The following is a 20,275-nucleotide window of genomic DNA, read 5'->3' on the forward strand; positions in this document are numbered from 1 at the left end:
CGAGGGAGCCTCAGCCCGCGTAGGCCGTGGGGATGGACAGTTCCTGGCCGATCTGCAGCACGCCGCCCTGCAGCATGTTGAGGCGGGTGATCTCGCCGATGACCTCGCGCGGGTCGGCGGTCGGCGCGATCTCGGCCGCGATCGACCAGAGCGTGTCGCCGGGCATGACGGTCACCGTCTCGAAGCTGACCGAGGCCGCGGGGGCCTCGTTCGAGGCGAGGGCGTTGCCGCCGCTGAGCGCAGCGAAGGCGATTCCGCCGGCGAGCGGGAGGGCGGCGAGGGCGAGCAGCACGCGGCGACCGCGCGTCGTGAGACGGAGCCGTGTGGCGCCGGTCGGGAGGACGGGTGCGGTGGGGAAGGTGATCGTGCTCATGTCTGTCTCCTCTGCCTCTCTCCGGTGACCGGAGTTCGTCATCACCCGCAGGCGATGACCACGTTGGCGTAGCGTTCGCATCCGCCACTCGGCCGGGAGGGGCGGGTGCGAAGCTACGTTCCGAAGGTATCTTCGAATTCGAACATCTGTCAAGCTTTCTTCGAACCGGTTCGCACGGATTCGTCGACACGCTCGAACAGATCTTCCAGATCCGTCGTCCTCTCGGATACGGTTTCGATAACGACAGACCATCACGGGCCACCGACATTGCGACGGGACGCCCGGATCCGCGCTTCGAAGGAGCACCATGAGCGACATCGCCGCCCCCGATTCCGAGGTCACGCGCACGCGCCGTCGCAAGAACCTCAGCGCGAAGCAGATGGCGATCCTCGAGGTCATCCAGGCGTCGATCGCGCAGCAGGGCTACCCGCCGAGCATGCGCGAGATCGGGGATGCGGTCGGGCTCAAGTCGCTCTCGAGCGTCACCCACCAGCTCGGGCAGCTCGAGCTCAGCGGCTACCTCCGCCGCGACCCGGGCAAGACCCGGGCGATGGAGGTTCTCATCGACCTTCCCGGCACGTCGACCGAGAACCCCGCCGACGTCGCCACCCCCGTGGGCGACGCGGCCCTCGTGCCCCTCGTCGGCCGGATCGCCGCCGGAGTGCCGATCACCGCCGATCAGCAGGTCGAGGAGATCTTCCCCCTCCCCCGTCAGCTCGTGGGCAAGGGCGACCTGTTCATGCTCAAGGTGTCGGGCGAGTCGATGATCGACGCCGCGATCTGCGACGGGGACTGGGTGGTCGTGCGCTCGCAGCACACGGCCGAGAACGGCGAGATCGTCGCCGCCATGCTCGACGGCGAGGCGACCGTGAAGACCTTCCGCCGCCGCGACGGCCACACCTGGCTGCTCCCCCGCAACTCGGCCTTCGAGCCGATCCTCGGCGACGAGGCCGTGGTGCTGGGCAAAGTCGTCGCGGTGCTGCGCGCCGTCTGACGGCATCCCACCTGACACGAGAAGAGAGCCGCCCTCCCGGATCGGGAGGGCGGCTCTGTCGTCGTGCGTGGGGGCGGGACCGTGCGCGTCGCGTCAGACCGCGATCGACACGTCCTCGCGGACGCGCCGCGTCGCTTCGACGATGTTGCGCAGCGACTGCGTCGTCTCGTCGTAACCGCGGGTCTTCAGTCCGCAGTCCGGGTTCACCCAGAGCTGGCGCGTCGGGATCGCCTCGACGGCGCGGCGCAGCAGCGCCTCGACCTCATCGACACCGGGCACCCGCGGCGAGTGGATGTCGTACACGCCCGGGCCGATGCCGTGGTCGAAGCCGACCTCGGCGATGTCGGCGACGACCTCCATGCGGCTCCGTGCGGCCTCGATCGACGTGACGTCGGCGTCGAGCGCACGGATCGCGTCGATCACCACACCGAACTCGGAGTAACACAGGTGCGTGTGGATCTGCGTGGCGGCGGCCGCACCGCCGGTGGCGAGACGGAACGACGCCACCGACCAGTCGAGGTAGGCCGGCTGGTCGGCCGCCTTGAGCGGAAGCAGCTCGCGCAGCGCGGGCTCGTCGACCTGGATGATCGCGATGCCCGCCGCCTCGAGGTCCGCGATCTCGTCGCGCAGCGCCAGCGCCACCTGGTTCGCGGTCTCGCCGAGCGGCTGGTCGTCGCGCACGAACGACCAGGCGAGGATCGTCACCGGTCCCGTGAGCATCCCCTTCATGTGCTTCGTCGTGAGCGACTGGGCGAACGACGACCAGTCCACGGTGATCGGTGCCGGACGCGAGACATCGCCCCAGAGGATCGAGGGGCGGGTCGCCCGCGAACCGTAGGACTGCACCCAGCCGTTCTCGGTCACGGCGAAGCCATCGAGGTTCTCGGCGAAGTACTGCACCATGTCGTTGCGCTCCGGCTCGCCGTGCACCAGCACGTCGAGCCCCAGGTCCTCCTGCAGGGAGACGACGCTCGCCACCTCGCGGCGCAGGAAGTCGTCGTAGTCCTCGGCGGGGATCTCGCCCCGGGTGAACCGCGCCCGCGCGCGACGGATGTCGGGGGTCTGCGGGAACGAACCGATCGTCGTCAGCGGGAGGGCGGGGAGCCCCAGCACCTCCTGCGCACTCTCGCGCTCGGCGTACGAGACGCGGGCGAAGTCGGCATCCGCGAGCGCCCGCTGACGCACCGCGCCGTCGCGCACGCCGGGAGCCGACAGCCGGTCGGCCAGGGCCGCGGATGCCTCGTCGAGGGCATCCGCGATCGCCTCGCGGCCCGCGGTGAGACCGCGGGCGAGGACGACGACCTGCTCGACCTTCTGGTCGGCGAACGCGAGCCACGGCACGAGCCGCGCATCGAGCGCCGACTCGTCGGCGACATCGTGCGGCACGTGGAGCAGCGAGGTCGAGGGGGATGCCGCGACGGCGGCGGCGCCCAGTCCGCGCAGCTCCTCCAGACGGTCGAAGGCGGCCGAGAGGTCGCCGCGCCAGATGTTGTGGCCGTCGACGACGCCGCCGACGAGGACCTTGTCGGCGAGCCCGGGCGCCGTGGTCGGCACGCCGCCACGCACGAGGTCGACCGCGATCGCCTCGACCGGAGCCGCGGCGATCACGGGGAAGACGGCGCCCAGGTCGGCGTAGGGTGCCGCGACGAGGATCGCCGGTCGGTGCGACGCCCCGCCGAGCACCGCGAGCGCCCGCTCCGCTGCGGCGGACAGCTGCTCGACGGTCGCGGGGAGGGACTCGCTGACGAGCGCCGGCTCGTCGAGCTGCACCCACGCCGCCCCCGCGTCGCGGAACCGGGCGAGCAGGTCGACGTACACCGGCAGCAGGTCGTCGAGGCGGGAGAGCGGATCGAAGCCCTCCGGAGCGTCGTCCGATGCCTTCGCCAGCGCGAGCAGCGTGACCGGCCCGACGACCGTGGGGCGCGTCACATAGCCCGCCGCGGCGGCCTCCGCCACCTGCCGCACCAGACGGTCGGACGCGAGCGAGAACTCCGTCTCGGGACCGATCTCGGGCACCAGGTAGTGGTAGTTGGAGTCGAACCACTTCGTCATCTCGAGCGGGGCGCGCTCGCCCTCGCCGCGCGCCACCGTGAAGTAGGCCGGCAGACCGATCGTGCCGTCGGCGTCCCGCAGATCGTCGAAGCGGGCGGGGATGGCGCCCACCGTGACGGCGGCGTCGAGCACCTGGTCGTAGTACGAGAACGACTCGGGGATGGAAGAGTCTTCGCGGCCGAGCCCGAGTGCGGCGAGGCGCTCGCGGGTCGCGCCGCGCAGGTCGGCCGCGGTGCGCTCCAGCTCCTGCTCGTCGATGCGACCGGCCCAGAACGCCTCGACGGCCTTCTTGAGCTCGCGGCGCCGGCCGATGCGGGGGTATCCCAGGATCGTGCCCTCGGGGAATGCGGTCATTGTTGTTCCTTTCGGCGGGGTCTATCGGCGCAGGGCCGGGAGGATGCCGGCCTCGGCGAGGACGGTGAGAACGGTTTCGTGCTGGTTGAAGGCGTAGAGGTGCACGCCGGGCGCGCCGCCCGCCACGACCTCGCGGGCAAGTCGTGCGGCCCAGTCGATGCCGATCTCGCGGCGCCCCTCGGGCGTCGGCTCGACCTCGAGGGCGATCGACAGCTCGCCCGGCAGGTCTTCGCCGGTGAGTTCGAGCACGCGGGCGAGTCGAGCGGGCGACGTGATCGGCATGATGCCGGGGAGGATGGGGATGACCACTCCGCCAGCACGCGCGCGCTCGACGAACGCCAGGTAGTCGTCGGCGTGGAAGAACAGCTGCGTGATCGCGAAGGTCGCCCCGGCGGCCTGCTTCGCCAACAGGGCCTCGACGTCCTGCGTGCGATGCGTGGCGCGCGGGTGCCCCTTCGGGAACGCGGCGACGGCGATGCTCGCCCGGCGGCGGGGGTCGACCCGCGCTGCACCGGGGAGGCCGGGCACCGGCGCCTCCTCGTAGGGGGCGCGTTCGGCCTGCACGCGGTCGATGAGCTGCACGAGTTGCGCGGCACTCTCGAGATCGCCGAGGTACCCCTCGGTCTGTCCGGCGGGCGGGTCGCCGCGGAGCGCGAGGAAGCTCAGGATGCCGGCGTCGAGGAATTCGCGGATCAGCTTCGCGGCCCCGGCATAGGTGTTCCCGACGCACGTGAGGTGCGCCAGCGGCTCGACGTCGGTGTGCTCGCGGATGAAGCGCAGCACCTCGAGGGAGCGTCCTCCGCTCGATCCGCCGGCACCGTAGGTCACCGAGAGGAAGTCGGGTCCGGCTGCGGCAAGGTGCCGCACGGTGTCGTGCAGCGCCTCCTCGCTCGACGCCGACCGGGGCGGGTAGAGCTCGAAGGAGAACGGCACGCGGGACGTGCCGGGGGGCGGAGTCACGAGGGACATCTCTTCTCCTGGGGACAGGGCGGGCCGGGGGCCGCGCACGACGCAGACGGGGCATCATTCGCGGGCGGGTGCCGGGCTCGGCTGTCGCTCCACGCCGCGGCGGGCCGGGCGTTTCCACGAAGGTAGAACACCGCGCCCCGCACGCGCACGCTCTGTGACGCCGTGTGTCGGCGGATGCTCCGAGCGAGACGCCTAGGCTCGGAACATGGCGTCTCCCTTCGGTTCCTGGCCCTCCCCCTTCACCGCGTCATCCGTCGCGGCGGCGTCTCCGCGCCTCGACGGCGCGCGCTTCGTGGGCGAGGAGATCTGGTGGGGCGAGTCGGTGCCGGGCGAGGGCGGACGCATGTCGGTGCGCTCCTCGCTCGGCGACGAGGTGCTCGCCTCGCCGTGGAGCGCGCGCTCGCGCGTGCACGAGTACGGCGGCGGCGCGTGGACCGCCGACGCCGACGGCGTGCTGTACTTCGTCCACGCCGCCGATCAGCGCGTCTACCGCGCACGGCGCGGTGCGGAGCCCGCGCCCCTGACGTCGTCCGGCCCCGCGCACGGCGGTCTGCGCCTGCACCGCGGGCGCCTGCTCGCGGTGCGCGAGGACCTGTCCGTCGAGCCGCACCGGCGGGCGATCGTCGAGATCCCCACAGATGGCACGGCCGCCGACGACGACGAAGCCGTCGCCCGCCTCGTCGAGGGGCCGGAGTTCTTCGCCCACCCCTCCCTCTCCCCGGACGGCACGGGCCTGGCGTGGGTGCAGTGGGACGGCCGACGGATGCCGTGGGACGCGGCGACCCTGCGCGTCCGCGACCTCGCCTCCGGCGAGACGACGGATGCTCCCACGCGCGCGGCCCTGCAACCGGAGTGGCTCGACGACACGGCACTGGTGTTCGCCGACGATCCCACCGGACGCTGGACGCTGCACCGCCTCGACCTCGACGGTGTGCGACCGCGTGGCGCGGCCCGCGCGCTCGACGCCCTCGACGCATCGGATGCCGACACCGGGTACGGACTGTGGGTGCTCGGAAACCGCTGGTACCGACCGCTCGCCGACGGACGGGTCGTCGCGGTGCGCACGAACGGACGCGACGAGGTCGTGGTCGCGGGTCCCGACGGCGTCGAACGGCTTCCCCTCCCCTGCGACGGACACGTCAGCATCGAGGATGCGACCGGATCGCTCGTGCTCGTCACCGGCAACGGCTCGGCCACGGCATCCGGTGTCTGGTGCGTCGATGTCGATACCCGGCAGGTCGTCACCGTGCGCGGCGGCGAGTCGGTCGATCCGGCTTGGATGCCTCCCGCTCGGCCCCTGACGGTCGACGGCGCGCACGGCACCGTGCACGCGTTCGCCTACGCCCCGGCCCATCCCGACGCGACCGCTCCGGCCGGCGAGCACCCGCCCTACGTCGTGCTCGTGCACGGGGGGCCGACCGCGCACGTGACCGGCGCGGCCTCGGCGGCGATCGCGTTTTACACGAGCCGGGGCATCGGCGTGCTCGACGTCAACTACGGCGGCTCCACCGGCTATGGCCGCGCGTACCGGGAGCGACTGCTCGGACAGTGGGGCGTGGTCGACGTCGACGACGTCATCGCCGCCGCCCGGGGCCTCGTCGACGCGGGACTCGCCGACCCCGCCCGCCTGGCGATCCGCGGCGGGTCCGCCGGCGGATGGACGGTGCTCTCGGCGCTGACGCGCGGCGGCACCTTCGCCGCCGGGATCTCGCGCTACGGGGTCACCGACCTGCGGATGCTGGTCACCGACTCCCCCGACTTCGAGCGGCACTACATCGACGGCCTCGTCGGTCCGCTGCCCGAGGCGGAGCAGCTGTATGTCGAGAGATCGCCCCTGCAGAACGCCGACCGCATCGACGTACCGGTGCTGCTGCTGCAGGGCGGCGAGGACCGGGTCGTGCCGCCTTCGCAGTCGGAGGCGATCCGCGACGCTCTCGCGCGTCGCGGCGTCGACCACGAGTATGTGCTCTACCCGGAGGAGGGCCACGGCTTCCGTCGCGGGGAGACCATCGTCGACTCCCTGCAGCGGGAGCTGGCCTTCCTCGGGCGCGTGTTCGGGTTCACGCCGCAGCTCTGAGAGCCCGCCCGGTTACTCCCCGACGCGGTTGCGCAGGCGCATGGCCCGTTCGGCCTCGCGCGTGTCCTGCCGCTCGCGAAGGGTCTGGCGCTTGTCGTACTCGCGCTTTCCCTTCGCCAAGGCGATCTCGACCTTGGCGCGCCCGTCGGAGAAGTACAGCTTCAGCGGGATCAGGGTGTACCCGCCGGCCGAGACCGCGTGCGCGAGCTTCGCGATCTCCTCGCGGTGCAGCAGCAGCTTGCGGATGCGCTTCGCCGAGTGATTCGTCCAGTGCCCCTGGGAGTACTCGGGGATGTGCACGGCGTCGAGGAATACCTCGTTGCCCTTGACGAACGCGTAGCCGTCGGACAGGTTCGCCCGCCCCTGGCGCAGCGACTTGACCTCGGTGCCGGTGAGCACCATCCCCGCCTCGTACGACTTCTCGATGTTGTAGTCGTGACGTGCGCGACGATTGGTCGCGATGACCTTCTCCCCGCGTTCCCTGGGCATGATGCTCTCCTGATCCGTGCCGTGCGGGCGCACAGCAGCCTTACAGCATACCGTCCGTCGAACAGGTCGGTCGACGCCGGACCCTCCCGATCAGGTGCGCAGCCACCGCCGGATCGCGAAACCGGCCGACAGTGCCGCGAGCACCACACCAATCCCGATCAGCACGGGTACGACCCACGCCGCGTCCTGCATGCCGATCCAGGTGGTGATGAACGGCACCCGCCCACGCAGGTATCCGTTCACCCCGAAGTGCACGCCGGCGACGATGGCGGCGCTCGCGAGCGCCGATCCCAGCAGCGCCGCGAACACGCCCTCGAGCACGAACGGCGTCTGGATGAAACGGTTCGACGCGCCGACGAGGCGCATGATGCCGATCTCCTTGCGCCGCGCGTAGGCCGACAGTCGGATGGTCGTGGCGATGAGCAGGGTCGCCGCGATGAGCATGAGCACCGCGATGCCGACGGCGATGTACGTGGCGACGGTGAGTGCGGAGAACAGCGGTTCGAGATACTGCAGCTGGTCCTTCACCTGCTCGACGCCGATCTGCCCGTTGAACGCCTCGTAGATGACGGTCGACTGCGAGGGGTCCTTCATCGTGACGAAGAACACCTCGAACGCCTGGTCGGGGGTGAGCACGCTCGCCTGATCCTCGCCGAGTTGATCGACGAGCTTGGCGTAGGTGTCTTCCCGCGAGTCGAAGGTCATCGAGCTGATCAGGGGGGCGAGCGCATCGCCCTCGAGCTGATCGCGCACGGACTGCACCTGTTCCTCGCTCGCGGCCCCGTCGACGCAGGTGTCCGCCACCGACACCGACGAGCACATGTACACCGCGACCTGCGCACGCTCGCTCCAGTACCCGCGCATCACGCCGATCTGGGACTGCATGAGGATGGCGGCGCCGACGAAGGTCAGCGACACGAAGGTGACGAGCACGACCGAGATGACCATCGACAGGTTGCGGCGCAGGCCGACGAGGGCCTCGGTGAGGATCAGACCGATTCTCATGAGGTCGGCCCCACTTCCTCGTCATCGGCATCCGAGAGTCCCAGGCGATCGGCGACCCCCAGCTCCGCGACGTCGACGGCGGGGAGGACGATCGGGCGGGTGCCCGGCGCGGCGGGGGCGTCGACCGACTCGTCGTCGCGGTTCGGCGTGGTGACGGACGGCTGCGCGGCGGCGTGGGGCTGCGCGGCGGTCTGGTCCTGTGCAGCGGGCGCCGGCAGCGCGGAAGCGGTCGGATGGGTGCGCGACGGCTCGGACGACGGCTCGGACGACGGAGCCGTCGAGGGCGCCGCATCTCGGGACGGGCCGGATGCCGCGGCGCGGCGCTGCGCGTCGAGTTCGCCGACGAGGGCGGCGCGCACGACCGAGAGGTCCGCGGTCTGCCGCTGCACCTCCTGCACCGCGGTGAGCGCGGCGGCCGCGGCCGCGCCACGCACCTCCTCCGGTGCCAGACGGGGGATGTTCGAGGTGTCGCCGTACCCGCCGTGGATCTCGTCGCGCACCATGACGCCGTCCTTCAGCTCGATCACGCGGCGCTGCATCTGGTCGACGAAGCCGGCCTCGTGCGTCGCCATCAGCACCGTGGTGCCACCGGCGTTGATGCGGGCCAGCAGCTGCATGATGCCGACGGAGGTCGCCGGGTCGAGGTTTCCGGTGGGCTCGTCGGCGAGCAGGATCTGCGGACGGTTGACGAGCGCGCGGGCGATCGCGACGCGCTGCTGCTCTCCACCCGACAGCTCGTGCGGCATGCGCTTCTGCTTGCCGTCGAGACCGACGAGGGCCAACGCCTCGGGCACCGCCTGCTGGATGAATCCCCGGGACGAACCCGTGACCTGCAAGGTGAAGGCGACGTTCTGGTACACCGTCTTCGACGGCAGCAGGCGGAAGTCCTGGAACACCGAGCCGATGTGGCGGCGGAAGTAGGGGACCTTCCGGTTGGCGAGGGCGCGCAGGTCGCGACCGAGCACGGCGACGCGTCCGCTCGACGGCACGTCCTCGCGGAGGATGAGCCGGAGGCAGGACGACTTGCCGGACCCGGAGGCGCCGACGAGGAAGACGAACTCGCCCCGCTGCACCTCGAAATCCACACCGGACAGGGCGGGCTTCGACGTCCCGCGGTAGCGCTTCGTGACGTTCTCGAACCGAATCATGGCGGTACGAGCCTACGTGCGCGCGGTCGCGCCGACCCGGCACGACACCCCGCCCGACGGCATCCGGATGGGCAATGCTGCCCATGTCGTCGCCGGATGCGCGTCGGAGGCCGCTGCTATACATGAGGGGACGCCCGCGCGGTCGGTGCGGGTCGCGATGCGAGGGGGACCCATGACGACACCTGCCGGCTGGTACGACGACGGTTCCGGACGCCAGCGATGGTGGGACGGCCAGCAATGGACCGACCACTACGCCCCGGATGCCGCGGCGTCGGCTCCCTCTTCCTCACCGGCTCCCTCCTCCTCGTCCGAGCCCTCCGCCTACGCGCCGCCCGCGGCGCCCGGGGCGCTCGCGGCGAGCGGATACGGCTCGGCCCCCTCCTCCGGCGGCGTGACGGGTTATGGCGCTTCCGGCAGCTACGGCGCTCCCGGCGGTTACGGTGCGGTGGCCGACGCGCCGAAGCCGATGTCGGTGCTCGGCCTCGTCGGCTTCGGACTCGCGGTGCTCGGCACCATCCTCGTGCTCTTCCCGATCACCATGATCTTCGGGTGGGTGCTGCTGTTCGCCGGATTCGTCGTGTCGGTCGTGTCCCTTTTCCTCCGCGGTAAGAAATGGCCGGGCATCACCGGCATCGGCGTCTCGATCCTCGGCACGATCGTCGGCGTGATCGCCTTCTTCGTGCTGCTCGCGATGGGCATCACCCAGACCGCCATCGACGTCGCCGAGTCGCTGCCGTCGTCATCGCCCTCGTACGGCACCGACACCTCCAGCCCGTCGCCCGAGCCCGAGGAGACCACGGGCGGGGCCGGCCGACCGACTGTCGAGGAGGTCGCGGTCGGTGTAAGGGCCGTGGTCGACCAGACCGCTGACGCCGGTTTCACCGACGAGCAGATCACCTGCATCGCGCAGGAGTTCGTCGACTCCGACATCCCCGACGACACCCTGCGGGAGATCGCCGAGAGCGACGGCACGTTCACCGACTCCGACGCCGCCTACGAGTTCAGCGAGAAGCTGACCTCGGCCGCGGGGGTGTGCCTGTTCTGACCGAACCACACCGCTCGGCGCATACGACGAAGCCCCCGGGAGCACTGCTCTCGGGGGCTTCATCGAAGATCGAAGGGACGCTCAGTCCTCTTCCGGGCGCTTGCGCCACCGGATGCCCGCGGAGATGAAGCCGTCGAGGTCGCCGTCGAACACCGCCGCGGGGTTTCCCGACTCGTGGCCGGTGCGCAGGTCTTTCACGAGCTGCTGACCGTAGAGGAAGTACGAGCGCATCTGGTCGCCCCAGCTCGCCGTGATGTTGCCGGCGAGCTCCTTCTTCTTCGCTGCCTCCTGCTCCTTCTGCAGCAGCAGAAGGCGGGTCTGCAGCACGCGCATGGCGGCGGCGCGGTTCTGGATCTGCGACTTCTCGTTCTGCATCGACACGACGATGCCGGTCGGGAGGTGCGTGAGGCGCACGGCGGAGTCTGTCGTGTTGACCGACTGACCGCCCGGGCCCGACGAGCGGAACACGTCGACGCGGATGTCGCCCTCGGGGATGTCGACCTCGGTCGCCTCCTCCATGAGCGGGATGACCTCGACGGCCGCGAACGACGTCTGCCGCTTGTCGGCCGAGCCGAACGGGCTGATGCGCGCGAGGCGGTGCGTGCCGGCCTCGACCGACAGCGTGCCGAACGCGTACGGGGCGTCGATCTCGAACGTGGCCGACTTGATGCCCGCACCCTCGGCGTACGACGTGTCCATGACCTTCACGGGGTACTTGTGCTGCTCGGCCCAGCGCAGGTACATGCGCATGAGCATCTCGGCGAAGTCGGTGGCATCGTCGCCGCCGGCGCCCGAACGGATCGTGATGATCGCCGCGCGGTCGTCGTACTCACCGTCGAGGAGCGTCTGCACCTCGAGCTGGTTGATGACCTCGGAGAGGGCGGTGAGCTCGTTGCGGGCCTCCTGGGCCGACTCCTCGTCACCCATCTCGTTCGCGAGGTCGACGAGCACCTCGAGGTCGTCGAGACGCTGGGCGATGCCGGTGATGCGCGCGAGCTCGGACTGGCGGTGGCTGAGGGCGCTGGTCACCTTCTGCGCACGCTCGGTGTCGTCCCAGAGGTCGGGGGCGCCGGCCTCTTCGCTGAGGCGCGCGATGTCGTCGCGCAGACGGGTGACGTCGACGACCTCGCTGATGTCGCCGAAGGTGTGCCTGAGCGCCTGGATGTCGGCGGAAAGATCGAGTTCGAGCATGGCACCCCAGCCTATCCTGTCGCCGCTCCCCGTGCGTGCGCGGGGGTAGCCTCGAACGGTGAGCGGTGCTTCGACGGTCCTTCGGCGTTTCGGACCGATGGTGTACCTGCCGACCGTGTTGTTCTCGCTCGGCGAGGGCGCCGTGATCCCGCTCATCCCGGTCATCGCGTCCGAGCTCGGCGCCGACGTCGCTTTCGCCGCCCTCGTCGCGTCGGCACTCGTGGTGGGGCAGCTGTGCGGCAACCTCCCCGCGGGGTGGGCCGTCGCGCGCATCGGCGAACGCCTCACGATGGTCATCGCGGGAGTCGTCGCGATGCTGGCGGGGGTCGGGATGCTCCTCTCCCCCTCGATCGGCCTGCTCGCGGCATCCGTCTTCCTGCTGGGGTTCTGCGCTGCGGCGTTCGGCCTGGCCCGGCACGCCTTCATGACGACGCGCGTGCCGATCGCGATGCGGGCTCGGGCCCTGTCGCTGCTGGGCGGCAGCTTCCGCCTCGGCATCTTCATCGGTCCGTTCGTGGCCGCCGGGCTGCTGGCCCTGTTCGGTACCGAGCTCGCCGCGATCTGGTTCTTCCTCGTGTGCCTCGTCGTCATGGTGGTCCTCGTGCTGTTCGGCCCGGACCCCGAGCAGGCCGTGCCCGTGGCCGTCACCCCGATCCGCACCGGTACGACGGACGACACCGCCGCAGCCGCCGCTGCCGTCACCGCGGCGCGCACCCCGCCGACCGGGGTGTTCCGCACCATGTGGCGCCAGCGCACCGTGCTGAGCCGTCTGGGCCTGGCCGCCGCCTCGCTCTCGGCCGTGCGGTCGGCGCGCCAGGTCGTGCTGCCGCTGTGGGGGCTGTCGCTCGGGCTCGACTCGCAGACCATCGCCCTCGTGGTCGGCATCTCGGGGGCCATCGACTTCGCGCTGTTCTACGCCAGCGGGCAGGTGATGGACCGCTTCGGGCGCATGTGGGCGGCGATGCCGGCGATGATCCTCATGGGCGCGGGCTTCCTCGCCCTCTCGCTCACGCACGACGTCGAGGCACCCGTGCTGTGGTTCGGCATGTTCGCCGCCGTGCTCGGCGTCGGGAACGGCCTGTCGAGCGGCATCCTGCTCACCCTCGGGGCCGATGTCGCACCGGCGCGGGAACCCGCGGCATTCCTCGGCTCGTGGCGCACGCTCACCGACGCGGGCGGGGCGACGGCTCCTCTGCTCGTGTCGGGCATCACGGCGATCGCGTCGCTGCCGATCGCGGCCGCGGCGATGGGCGTGATCGGTCTGCTCGGCGCGTTCGGCTTTGTGCGGTGGATCCCGCGGTTCGTGCCGCGCGCGGCTCCGCCCGCCGACCCGCGCTGACCCGGGCGTCCTCCTACACTCGTAGTCATGAGTGGAGTCCTCGTCACCGGCGCGACGGGGTTCATCGGCGGTCATATCGTGCGCGAGCTGCTGCGCGCGGGCCACGAGGTCGTCGGCGTCAGCCGCTACCCGCTCCGCCCCGAGACCCGGCACCTCCTCGGCGCCGATGTCGACCGCCTGCGCCTGGAGGTGCTCCCGGGCGACGATGTCGACGGCATCCGCCGCGTCTGCGAGCGGCATCGCCCCGATGCCGTGGTGCACGTCGATGCCGTCGTCGACGTGGCAGGGCTCCGCACCGCCCCGATGCGCGCGCTCGAGAGCAACGTGCTCCCGACGCTGCGTCTGCTCGAGGCGGCGCGCGACACGGGGGTGCGGTCGGTCGTCTACCTGTCGTCGATCGCCGTGCTGCCGGGCATCCGCTCCGAACCGATCCCCGTCCACCACCCCACCGTCACCGCGACCGAGGGCCCGGGTGGCGGGTTCTACGGGGCGTCGAAGGCCGCCGCCGAGGTGTTCGCGCTGGAGTACGTGGCGAGTTTCGGAATGGACGTGCGCATTGTGCGCCCCTCGGCCGTGTACGGCTTTGGGATGCAGTGGCCGATCGGCCTCAAGCCGCTCGTCGAGGGCGGCGTCGACGGGATCGAGGTCGACCTCGGCACGGAGCGCCTGCCGTCGCGCGACTTCACGCATGTCGCCGATGTCGCCGGGGTCGTGGCTCGGCTGCTCGAGCACCCGCCCACACCGCAGCGGGTCTTCTACGCCGCCACAGGGAAGGCTCTCGTCAGCGAGGAGCAGCTGATCGCGACCGTGCGCCGGCAGCTCCCCGACCTGCGGGTGCGGTTCGCCCCGGCCGCCGAGGCCGATTCGGCCGCCGCCGCGTCCGCCGAGAGCGCGTACCGCGGTGTACTCGATGTGTCGGCGCTACGCGACGAGCTCGGCTACACCCTGCGGTTCCCCGACCTGCACGACGGGATCGCGGAGTACATCGCGACGTACCGGGCCTTCCGCGGCGCCTGAGCGGCGCCGCGAAGTCGGTTCACCGGGCGAACATCTGCAGCGCGGCGGCGAGTTCGGGATGCGTCTGCGCGTACTCCCGTGCGGGGACCCCGTCGACGGCCGCCTGCCACGCCTGTCGGATGCTGGCCGCCCCCGCTGCTGGTCCGTCGGGGTGGGCCATGATGCCCCCGCCGCACACGTACATGAGGTCGACCGTTCCGAGTGCCGCATACGTGTCTGCGGCCTGATCGGCGGACTGCGCCGAAGAGAACACCGGCATGACCGCGGGATGCCCGTTCTGCGGCTGCAGGCAGGCGCGCGCGGAGCGGAGAACCGACTCGTCGGGCTCCCAGAACTTGTTGCGCAGCCCGTTCACGTGCAGCTGATCGGCGCCGGCCAATCGCCAGAGCTGCGACCACACCCCGTACGAGTACCCGAGCATCGGATCGCGGGTCATCGCACCCCAGCCGTTGCGGTGCGCGTGGATGGGCAGCGCGCTGCGTTCGCGGACCGCCCGCAGCGCCCCGATGCCGACCGCGTTCACGCTCACCATGACGCACGTGCCCCCGGCCTCGGCGACGGCGTCAACGTGCCGCAGCATGTCGTCGAGCTCGTCGGTGACGTTCACGGCGTACATCGCGAGCGCTCCGGTGTCGTCGGCGGCGTCGTGCAGGCTGCGCATGACGGCGTCCAGCCGGTCGTCGAACGGCGAGTGGGGCGAGTTCGCCATGAGCTCGTCGTCTTTGATGAAGTCGAGCCCGGCGCGCGCCAGGTCGCCCGCGAGGGAGGCGGTCTCGTCGGGCGTCAGCCCCACGCTGGGCTTGATGATGGTGCCGATGATCGGGCGGTCGTGCACGCCGGCCAGACGCCGAGTGCCCTCGATGCCGAACTGCGGGCCGGGGTGCGCCTCGCCGAACGCCGGCGGGAGGTCGAGGGCTTCGAGCCGGATGCCGCTGAGCTGGTGCAGCTCGAACAGGTTGCCGGCGACGGTGGCGAGCAGGTTCGGCAGCGCCGTGCCGACGTTCTCGAGGGGGAAGGAGAGCTCGACCTCGGCGCGACGGTAGCGCCCGTCGGCCGGCACCATGCCGCCGCTCAGCGACGGGGAATCGGCGTCGTCGAGCGGGGTGATGCGCTCGACGGTCGCTCCATGCCGCGCGTGCAGCTCGGGGGTCTCGCCCGGCAGAGCGACGAAGGTGCCGGTGGACTGCTCGCCGGCCATCGCGGCGGCGGCGCGTTCGAGGCTGTCGCCGGTCTCGATGACGTAGTGGGCGTGGATGCGGTCGGTGCTCATGCTGTCCCGTCTGTGTGGAGAAGGATGTCGAAGGGCGCGATCGTGCGCGGCGGCATCGACACGATGCCGTCGAGCGCGACGTCGCGGGGGCTGTCTGTCGTGTTCGCGAGGATGACGACCGTGCGGTCGTCGATGCGGAGCGCGATCCCCACGACGGAGGGATCGTCGCTGGTGATCCGAAGGGCGCCCCCGGCCGAGAACGCCGCAGCCAGCACGTCGGCGACGGGCGTGCGTCCGCCGTCGGAGCGGAGGATGCCCCGCGGGCCCGCATGCTCGAACAGCGTCGCGTCGGCGACCCCCGCGGCCGACAGCGCCGCGAGCACGGCGACGGTCCATGCCGCGGCGAAGGGGTCGTGCTGGCGGGCGTCGATCGTGGCCGGATCGACGCCGTCGCCGACGGGGCGCGGTGCGGCCGTCGCGTAGAGATTGCGCCGGGGGCGCAGCGTCACGGGAGAGACCGTGACGTGCTCGGTGTCGCCGCGGTGGCGGGCGGTCGCAATCATCGCCGGGTACGCCTCGGTCGTCTGCATCACCGCGAGGTCGGCGTCGTCGTGCACCTGGGCGTTGATCGACAGGGCGACCCCGTCGCCGACGGATGCCGGAGGGAAACGGTTGAGTTCAGCGAGGTTGCCGTCTGTCCCGCCGCGGACGGGCGTCGCCGCGGGCACGAGTGCGCGCACCGCGGCGAGCGCGGCGGCCGAGGTCGTCGGCGCCCCGGGACTGTAGACGAGCACGTGGTCGACGGCGGCGACGTCGAGAAGCGGGACGATCGCCGCGCTTGGTGCCCCGTCGGAGACCGTGAGTGCGAGTTCGACGGTCAGCCCGGCTGCTGCCGCCTCGGCGAGCGCCGTCGCCCGCGTCACGTCTCCGTCCGTGTCGACGGTGACGTCGACGCGGACCCACGCCGGTCGCAGTGCGGCGACGGCATCCGCGGCGCGGGAGTGCCCCGTCGCCCACCCGGTGCCGAGGCGCGGCCAGGAAGCGGGCTCGTCCTGGACGCGTACCGTGACACTCCGCGGTGCACGGTCGGCCGGCGGCGGGAGCGCGCCGGTGGCCCGCAGGGTCACGCTCTGCTGCACGGTCTCCCCCGCATCGAGCGGGTAGGGGAAGGGCAGGGAGAGCGGACGACTGTAGGTCTTGAACGAGGCATCCGACCAATTGCGCTGGTCCTCGGTCTCGAAGACGTCGCCCTCGAACAGGATCTCGATCTCGGCGCCGTCGTCGGTCCGCTGCCGGAAGCCGGCGACGTCGAGGAACGGCTGGTGCGGGGCGACGAGTTCGGGGAAGCGCGATGACTGCACCGACCCGTCGGTGTGGATGACGTCGACGGGGTGCCCGGCCCCGTCGAGGGCGTGCAGCGCGACGAGCCCGATGCGGTTGGTGCGCGTCGGGCCGGTCGCCCGCCCGTCGAACGTCATCCGCACCGTGCTATCGGGAAGACCGGTGAGAGTGCCGGTCCAGGCGAGATCGACGCCCGCGCCGCGGTGCACCGAGGTGAACGAGACCGAGAACCCGTTCTCCTCGATCTCGCACCGCTCGACCGTGACGACTCCCTCGACCGTGCCCCAATCGGCGTCGCGCACGACCCCGGCGAGGCCGCGCAGCACCTCCCGGTCGCCGAGCCGCACGTGCCTCAGCACGCCGCGGTCGTCGAGGTCGAGCGTCCAGGCGCCGGCCCGCAGCATCCGTGTCATCGTCGCTCCCGTCGTCGCATCCGATCCTGCCCGTTCCCGTTACTCCGCGACGATGTCGGCGACGGAGGCGCGGATGTTCTCCTCGTCGAAGACGCGCTTCCAGTCGGGACGGAACAGGATGTCGCGCGCCGACTCGATGGCCTTGATGGCCCCGTCGGAGAACGGCGAGCCGATCTGGTCGAACAGGATCGCGAGCTCCACGCGCAGGTGGCCGAGGATGAACGCGAACGCGGCGTCGGCGGGCACGCCGCGCGCGATCGCCTCGTCAGTGGCCTCGCGGATGATCGTGACGCAGGTGGCGGCGGTCGTCTCGGCGAGCACCGGCTCGAGCAGCACCATGTTGTCGACCGTGATGCGGTACGCGTCGCGCACGGGGGCGAACATCGCGCGCACGACGGGTTCGGCGCGGTCGTAGTCGGCGTCGGTGCCGCTGATCACCGCGATCACCACGTCCTGCTTGGCGGCGACGCCGCCGAAGTAGTCCTGCTGCGCGGCGATCTCGACCTCGTCGCTGAAGACCGGCGGGTGGCAGGGGTGGCAGGCGACCGCGCTGATGTCGTCGCGCAGGGCGATCTCACCGGCGTACGGGGCCGCGGCGTCGAGCACGACGAGGGTGGCCCCGGCCTTCATCTGGGGCACGATCTCCTTCGAGACGCGTCCGATGCGGTTGTCGGGCACCGTGAGGATGACGACGTCGGCACCCGGGACGGCGTCGGCGACCTCGGACGCCTCGATGCCGAGGGTCGCGAGGCGTTCGCGCCCCGCGTCGCCGGGCTCGACGTGGGCGACGTCGTAGTCGGTCTCCTGCAGGTTCGCGCTGGTGCGGAAGCCCATCTTGCCGCCGGCGCCGATGATCGCGATCGAGGTCATTGTCGTTCCTTACTGGTTGGGTGTGGGGGTGGGAGAAGCGGCGCCGTCGAGGGAGGCGACCGTGGTGAAGTAGTCGGGTCGACCGACCTGTCCGCCCTTGAGGGCGATCTCGAGTCCGTCGACCGCGGGGTCGTCGGCGGTGGCGCGGCACAGGGGCGCGCCGGGCGCCACCTCGGCGATCATCTGCAGCGCGCGGATGCCGAGGGCCCGGGCGACGAGTCCGGAGGTGTCGCCGCCGGCCACGACCACGCGACGCACGCCCTGCTCCGCGACGATGCGTCGGGTGGCGGCGCCGAGCGCGAGACCGAGTCGATGCGAGTCGACGGGGCGCTCGTCGCGCGGCGGGGTGTGCAGCAGCACGTCCTGCCCGGTGTCGAGCGCGCGGCGCGCGGCGGCGACGAGCACGTCGACCCCCTCGCCGCCCGCGGTGAGGGTGACCGGATCGACCGGCACGCCGAGGAACCCGCGCCCGAGGGCATCGGCGACCTGGGCGTCGCTGGCCGGGGCCCGGCTCCCGCTGACCGCGAGGGTCTGCACGCGGTCGCCGTGCCGAGGGCGGAACGCCGGGGCGGGGCCGCCGCGCCGCGCGGTCCAGAACGCGGCGAGCGCGTATTCGACACCGCTCGATCCGACGGCGACGACCGGGCGGTCCGCCGTCTGCACGAGCCCGTCGATCGCCCGGCCGATCTGCACGAGGTCACTGGCGTCGAGCACGTCGAACAGCACGGCGTCAGCGCCCTGCGCCGCGGCATCCGTCATCCGGGCGTCCACCGCGTCGGCGCCCGCGGCGAGTGCGAGGCGGTCGACGAGTGCGACCGACGCGTCGGTCTGGTGAGCGAGATGCGCGATGAGGTCGGCCTCGTGCATGGGGGTGATCGGATGCCGGGTCATCGTGGGGTGCCGGTCGAGGCGGTGGGTGACCCCGTCGACGGTCGCGAACAGGTTCCCGAACGCCTGGTAGCGGCGCAGCGCGGGTGCTCCGACGACCATCGGCACGAGGCCGGCGTCGAACGTACGGCGGGCGATGTCGAGCCCGCGGCCGATGCTGCCGATGGTCGGCGACGAGTCGAACGTCGAGCAGATCTTGTAGTGGAAGAGCGGCGCCCCGGTGGCGCGCAGCGATTCGAGGATCGGCGGCAGCTCGGCATCCATCTGCGCGGGCGTCATGGTGCGGGCGATCCCGGCGACCCCGACCGCCTGCACGCCGGGGAAGCGGGCGAGGTCGTCGGCGGTCGGCGGTTCGAGGAACAGCACGGTGTCGACGCCCGCGGTGGTGAGCGCCTCCATCACGTCGGTGGAGCCGGTGAAGTCGTCGCCGTAGAACGAGAGCAGAGGGGTCGTCATCGCACGGGCTCCCCCGCGCCGGGCGCTGGCGTGCGGGCGGGATCGGGGTCGGCATCCGCCTCCTGTCGCCCACTCGTGATGACCGTGCGGCGCAGCTTCTCGAGACGGCCGGTGCGGATGCTGTCGATGAGCACCGCGAGCAGGATGATGCCGGCCTGCACCATCTGCGTGAGGTACAGGTCGACCCGCACGAACCCGAGGCCGGTGTTCACCAGCTGGATGAGCAGCGTGCCGACCACCGTGCCCGGGAACACCGAGCCGCGTCCGCCGAACAGGCTCGTGCCACCGAGCACCGCGGCGGCGATGGCGTCGAACTCGATGCCCTTGCCGGCGGCGGGGGTGACGGTTCCGGAGAACTGCTGGATGACGGCGACGAAGCTCGCGAGCCCCACCAGCGCGCCGGAGATGACGTACACGGTGAACTGGATCCGCCCGACCTTCACGCCGGCACGCGCCGCAGCCTGCTTGTCCTCGCCCGTGGCCAGCAGCTGCCGACCGAACGGCGTGCGGGTGACCGTGACGTGCGCGAGCAGCACCACGAGCGCGAACACGACGATGGGAAGCGGGATGCCGAGCACCGATTGGGCACCGAGGGCGGTGATCGCGTCGGGGTAGTTGACCTCGCGCGAGTCGGAGACGCCGTAGCCCAGGCCGCGGAATGCGGTGAGCATGGCGAGGGTGACGATGAACGGGATGATCTTGAGCACCGAGACGGCGAACCCGTTGAACGCCCCGAACAGGGCGCCGATGAGCACGGCCAGCAGCGGCACCACGAAGATCGGCATGGCGATCGTGTGCACGATCTGACCGACGACCACGGCCGTGAGGTACAGCAGCGAGCCGACCGACAGGTCGATGCCCGCGGTCATCAGCACCAGCGTCATGCCGACCGCGAGGATGCCGACGTAGGCCGACTGCCGCAGGATGAGGGTGATGGTGTCGCCCGACAGGAAGCGCGGGTCCACGGCGGCGAACGCCAGGAACACGACGACCAGCAGGATGACCGGGACGTTCTGCAGTGCGAGGTCTTTGATGCGCGACATG

At 71.4% G+C, this 20,275-nt stretch carries 17 protein-coding genes; 5 read left to right on the forward strand and 12 right to left on the reverse strand.

The window, feature by feature from the left end:
• Positions 1–10: 10 nt before the first annotated feature.
• On the reverse strand, positions 11–373 hold the full coding sequence (locus RWS82_RS12745; RefSeq protein WP_314650725.1) for a LysM peptidoglycan-binding domain-containing protein: 363 nt from the start codon (positions 371–373) through the stop codon (positions 11–13).
• A gap of 307 nt (positions 374–680) precedes the next feature.
• Between RWS82_RS12745 and lexA the strand changes: the two genes are divergently transcribed.
• On the forward strand, positions 681–1,367 hold the full coding sequence (gene lexA / locus RWS82_RS12750; RefSeq protein ID WP_314650727.1) for a transcriptional repressor LexA: 687 nt from the start codon (positions 681–683) through the stop codon (positions 1,365–1,367).
• A gap of 93 nt (positions 1,368–1,460) precedes the next feature.
• Here the strand turns inward: lexA and metE are convergent, their stop codons facing one another.
• Both metE and RWS82_RS12760 read right to left on the reverse strand, forming a co-directional pair.
• Entirely contained in the window at positions 1,461–3,773 is a 2,313-nt protein-coding gene (gene metE, locus RWS82_RS12755; protein WP_314650728.1) for a 5-methyltetrahydropteroyltriglutamate--homocysteine S-methyltransferase, read from the reverse strand.
• 21 nt (positions 3,774–3,794) lie between these two features.
• Positions 3,795–4,742: a methylenetetrahydrofolate reductase gene (locus RWS82_RS12760; protein ID WP_314650730.1), complete on the reverse strand. Its 948-nt coding sequence runs from the start codon at positions 4,740–4,742 to the stop codon at positions 3,795–3,797.
• A 205-nt stretch (positions 4,743–4,947) separates the two neighbouring features.
• Between RWS82_RS12760 and RWS82_RS12765 the strand changes: the two genes are divergently transcribed.
• Positions 4,948–6,819 (forward strand): prolyl oligopeptidase family serine peptidase, encoded by a 1,872-nt coding sequence (locus tag RWS82_RS12765; protein WP_314650732.1) that lies wholly within the window; start codon positions 4,948–4,950, stop codon positions 6,817–6,819.
• 12 nt (positions 6,820–6,831) lie between these two features.
• On the opposite strand, the gene smpB is transcribed toward RWS82_RS12765, so the two are convergent.
• From smpB to ftsE, 3 genes are all read right to left on the reverse strand, one after another.
• Positions 6,832–7,308: an SsrA-binding protein SmpB gene (smpB, locus tag RWS82_RS12770; protein ID WP_050722832.1), complete on the reverse strand. Its 477-nt coding sequence runs from the start codon at positions 7,306–7,308 to the stop codon at positions 6,832–6,834.
• A 90-nt stretch (positions 7,309–7,398) separates the two neighbouring features.
• On the reverse strand, positions 7,399–8,313 hold the full coding sequence (gene ftsX / locus RWS82_RS12775) for a permease-like cell division protein FtsX (protein ID WP_314650736.1): 915 nt from the start codon (positions 8,311–8,313) through the stop codon (positions 7,399–7,401).
• Positions 8,310–9,461 carry a cell division ATP-binding protein FtsE gene (gene ftsE, locus RWS82_RS12780; protein WP_314650738.1) on the reverse strand — a complete coding sequence of 384 codons (1,152 nt, stop codon included), beginning with the start codon at positions 9,459–9,461 and terminating at the stop codon, positions 8,310–8,312. Before ftsE ends, ftsX begins: the two co-directional genes overlap by 4 nt.
• Positions 9,462–9,633: 172 nt before the next feature.
• Between ftsE and RWS82_RS12785 the strand changes: the two genes are divergently transcribed.
• A complete protein-coding gene (locus RWS82_RS12785) occupies positions 9,634–10,506 on the forward strand; it encodes a DUF2510 domain-containing protein (RefSeq protein WP_314650740.1) in 873 nt (290 codons plus the stop codon).
• A gap of 81 nt (positions 10,507–10,587) precedes the next feature.
• On the opposite strand, the gene prfB is transcribed toward RWS82_RS12785, so the two are convergent.
• Positions 10,588–11,697, reverse strand: coding sequence for a peptide chain release factor 2 (prfB, locus tag RWS82_RS12790; RefSeq protein ID WP_314650742.1), 1,110 nt, complete (start codon positions 11,695–11,697; stop codon positions 10,588–10,590).
• Positions 11,698–11,794: 97 nt separating this feature from the next.
• Between prfB and RWS82_RS12795 the strand changes: the two genes are divergently transcribed.
• Both RWS82_RS12795 and RWS82_RS12800 read left to right on the forward strand, forming a co-directional pair.
• Positions 11,795–13,036 (forward strand): MFS transporter, encoded by a 1,242-nt coding sequence (locus RWS82_RS12795; RefSeq protein WP_314651530.1) that lies wholly within the window; start codon positions 11,795–11,797, stop codon positions 13,034–13,036.
• Between the two features lie 27 nt (positions 13,037–13,063).
• A complete protein-coding gene (locus RWS82_RS12800) occupies positions 13,064–14,053 on the forward strand; it encodes an NAD(P)-dependent oxidoreductase (RefSeq protein ID WP_314650744.1) in 990 nt (329 codons plus the stop codon).
• Between the two features lie 19 nt (positions 14,054–14,072).
• On the opposite strand, the gene RWS82_RS12805 is transcribed toward RWS82_RS12800, so the two are convergent.
• From RWS82_RS12805 to RWS82_RS12825, 5 genes are read right to left on the reverse strand one after another with little or no spacing between them, the layout of a single operon-like run.
• Entirely contained in the window at positions 14,073–15,323 is a 1,251-nt protein-coding gene (locus RWS82_RS12805) for a ribulose-bisphosphate carboxylase large subunit family protein (RefSeq protein ID WP_314650746.1), read from the reverse strand.
• A complete protein-coding gene (locus RWS82_RS12810) occupies positions 15,320–17,017 on the reverse strand; it encodes a hypothetical protein (RefSeq protein ID WP_314650748.1) in 1,698 nt (565 codons plus the stop codon). Before RWS82_RS12810 ends, RWS82_RS12805 begins: the two co-directional genes overlap by 4 nt.
• Before the next feature lie 39 nt (positions 17,018–17,056).
• Positions 17,057–17,887: a phosphogluconate dehydrogenase C-terminal domain-containing protein gene (locus tag RWS82_RS12815; RefSeq protein WP_314650750.1), complete on the reverse strand. Its 831-nt coding sequence runs from the start codon at positions 17,885–17,887 to the stop codon at positions 17,057–17,059.
• Between the two features lie 9 nt (positions 17,888–17,896).
• On the reverse strand, positions 17,897–19,231 hold the full coding sequence (locus RWS82_RS12820; RefSeq protein ID WP_314650752.1) for a four-carbon acid sugar kinase family protein: 1,335 nt from the start codon (positions 19,229–19,231) through the stop codon (positions 17,897–17,899).
• Entirely contained in the window at positions 19,228–20,274 is a 1,047-nt protein-coding gene (locus RWS82_RS12825) for an ABC transporter permease (RefSeq protein WP_314650754.1), read from the reverse strand. The genes RWS82_RS12820 and RWS82_RS12825 overlap by 4 nt, the downstream gene beginning before the upstream one ends.
• Between the last annotated feature and the right edge of the window lies 1 nt (position 20,275).

The organism is uncultured Microbacterium sp., assembly GCF_963528945.1.
GTDB lineage: Bacteria > Actinomycetota > Actinomycetes > Actinomycetales > Microbacteriaceae > Microbacterium.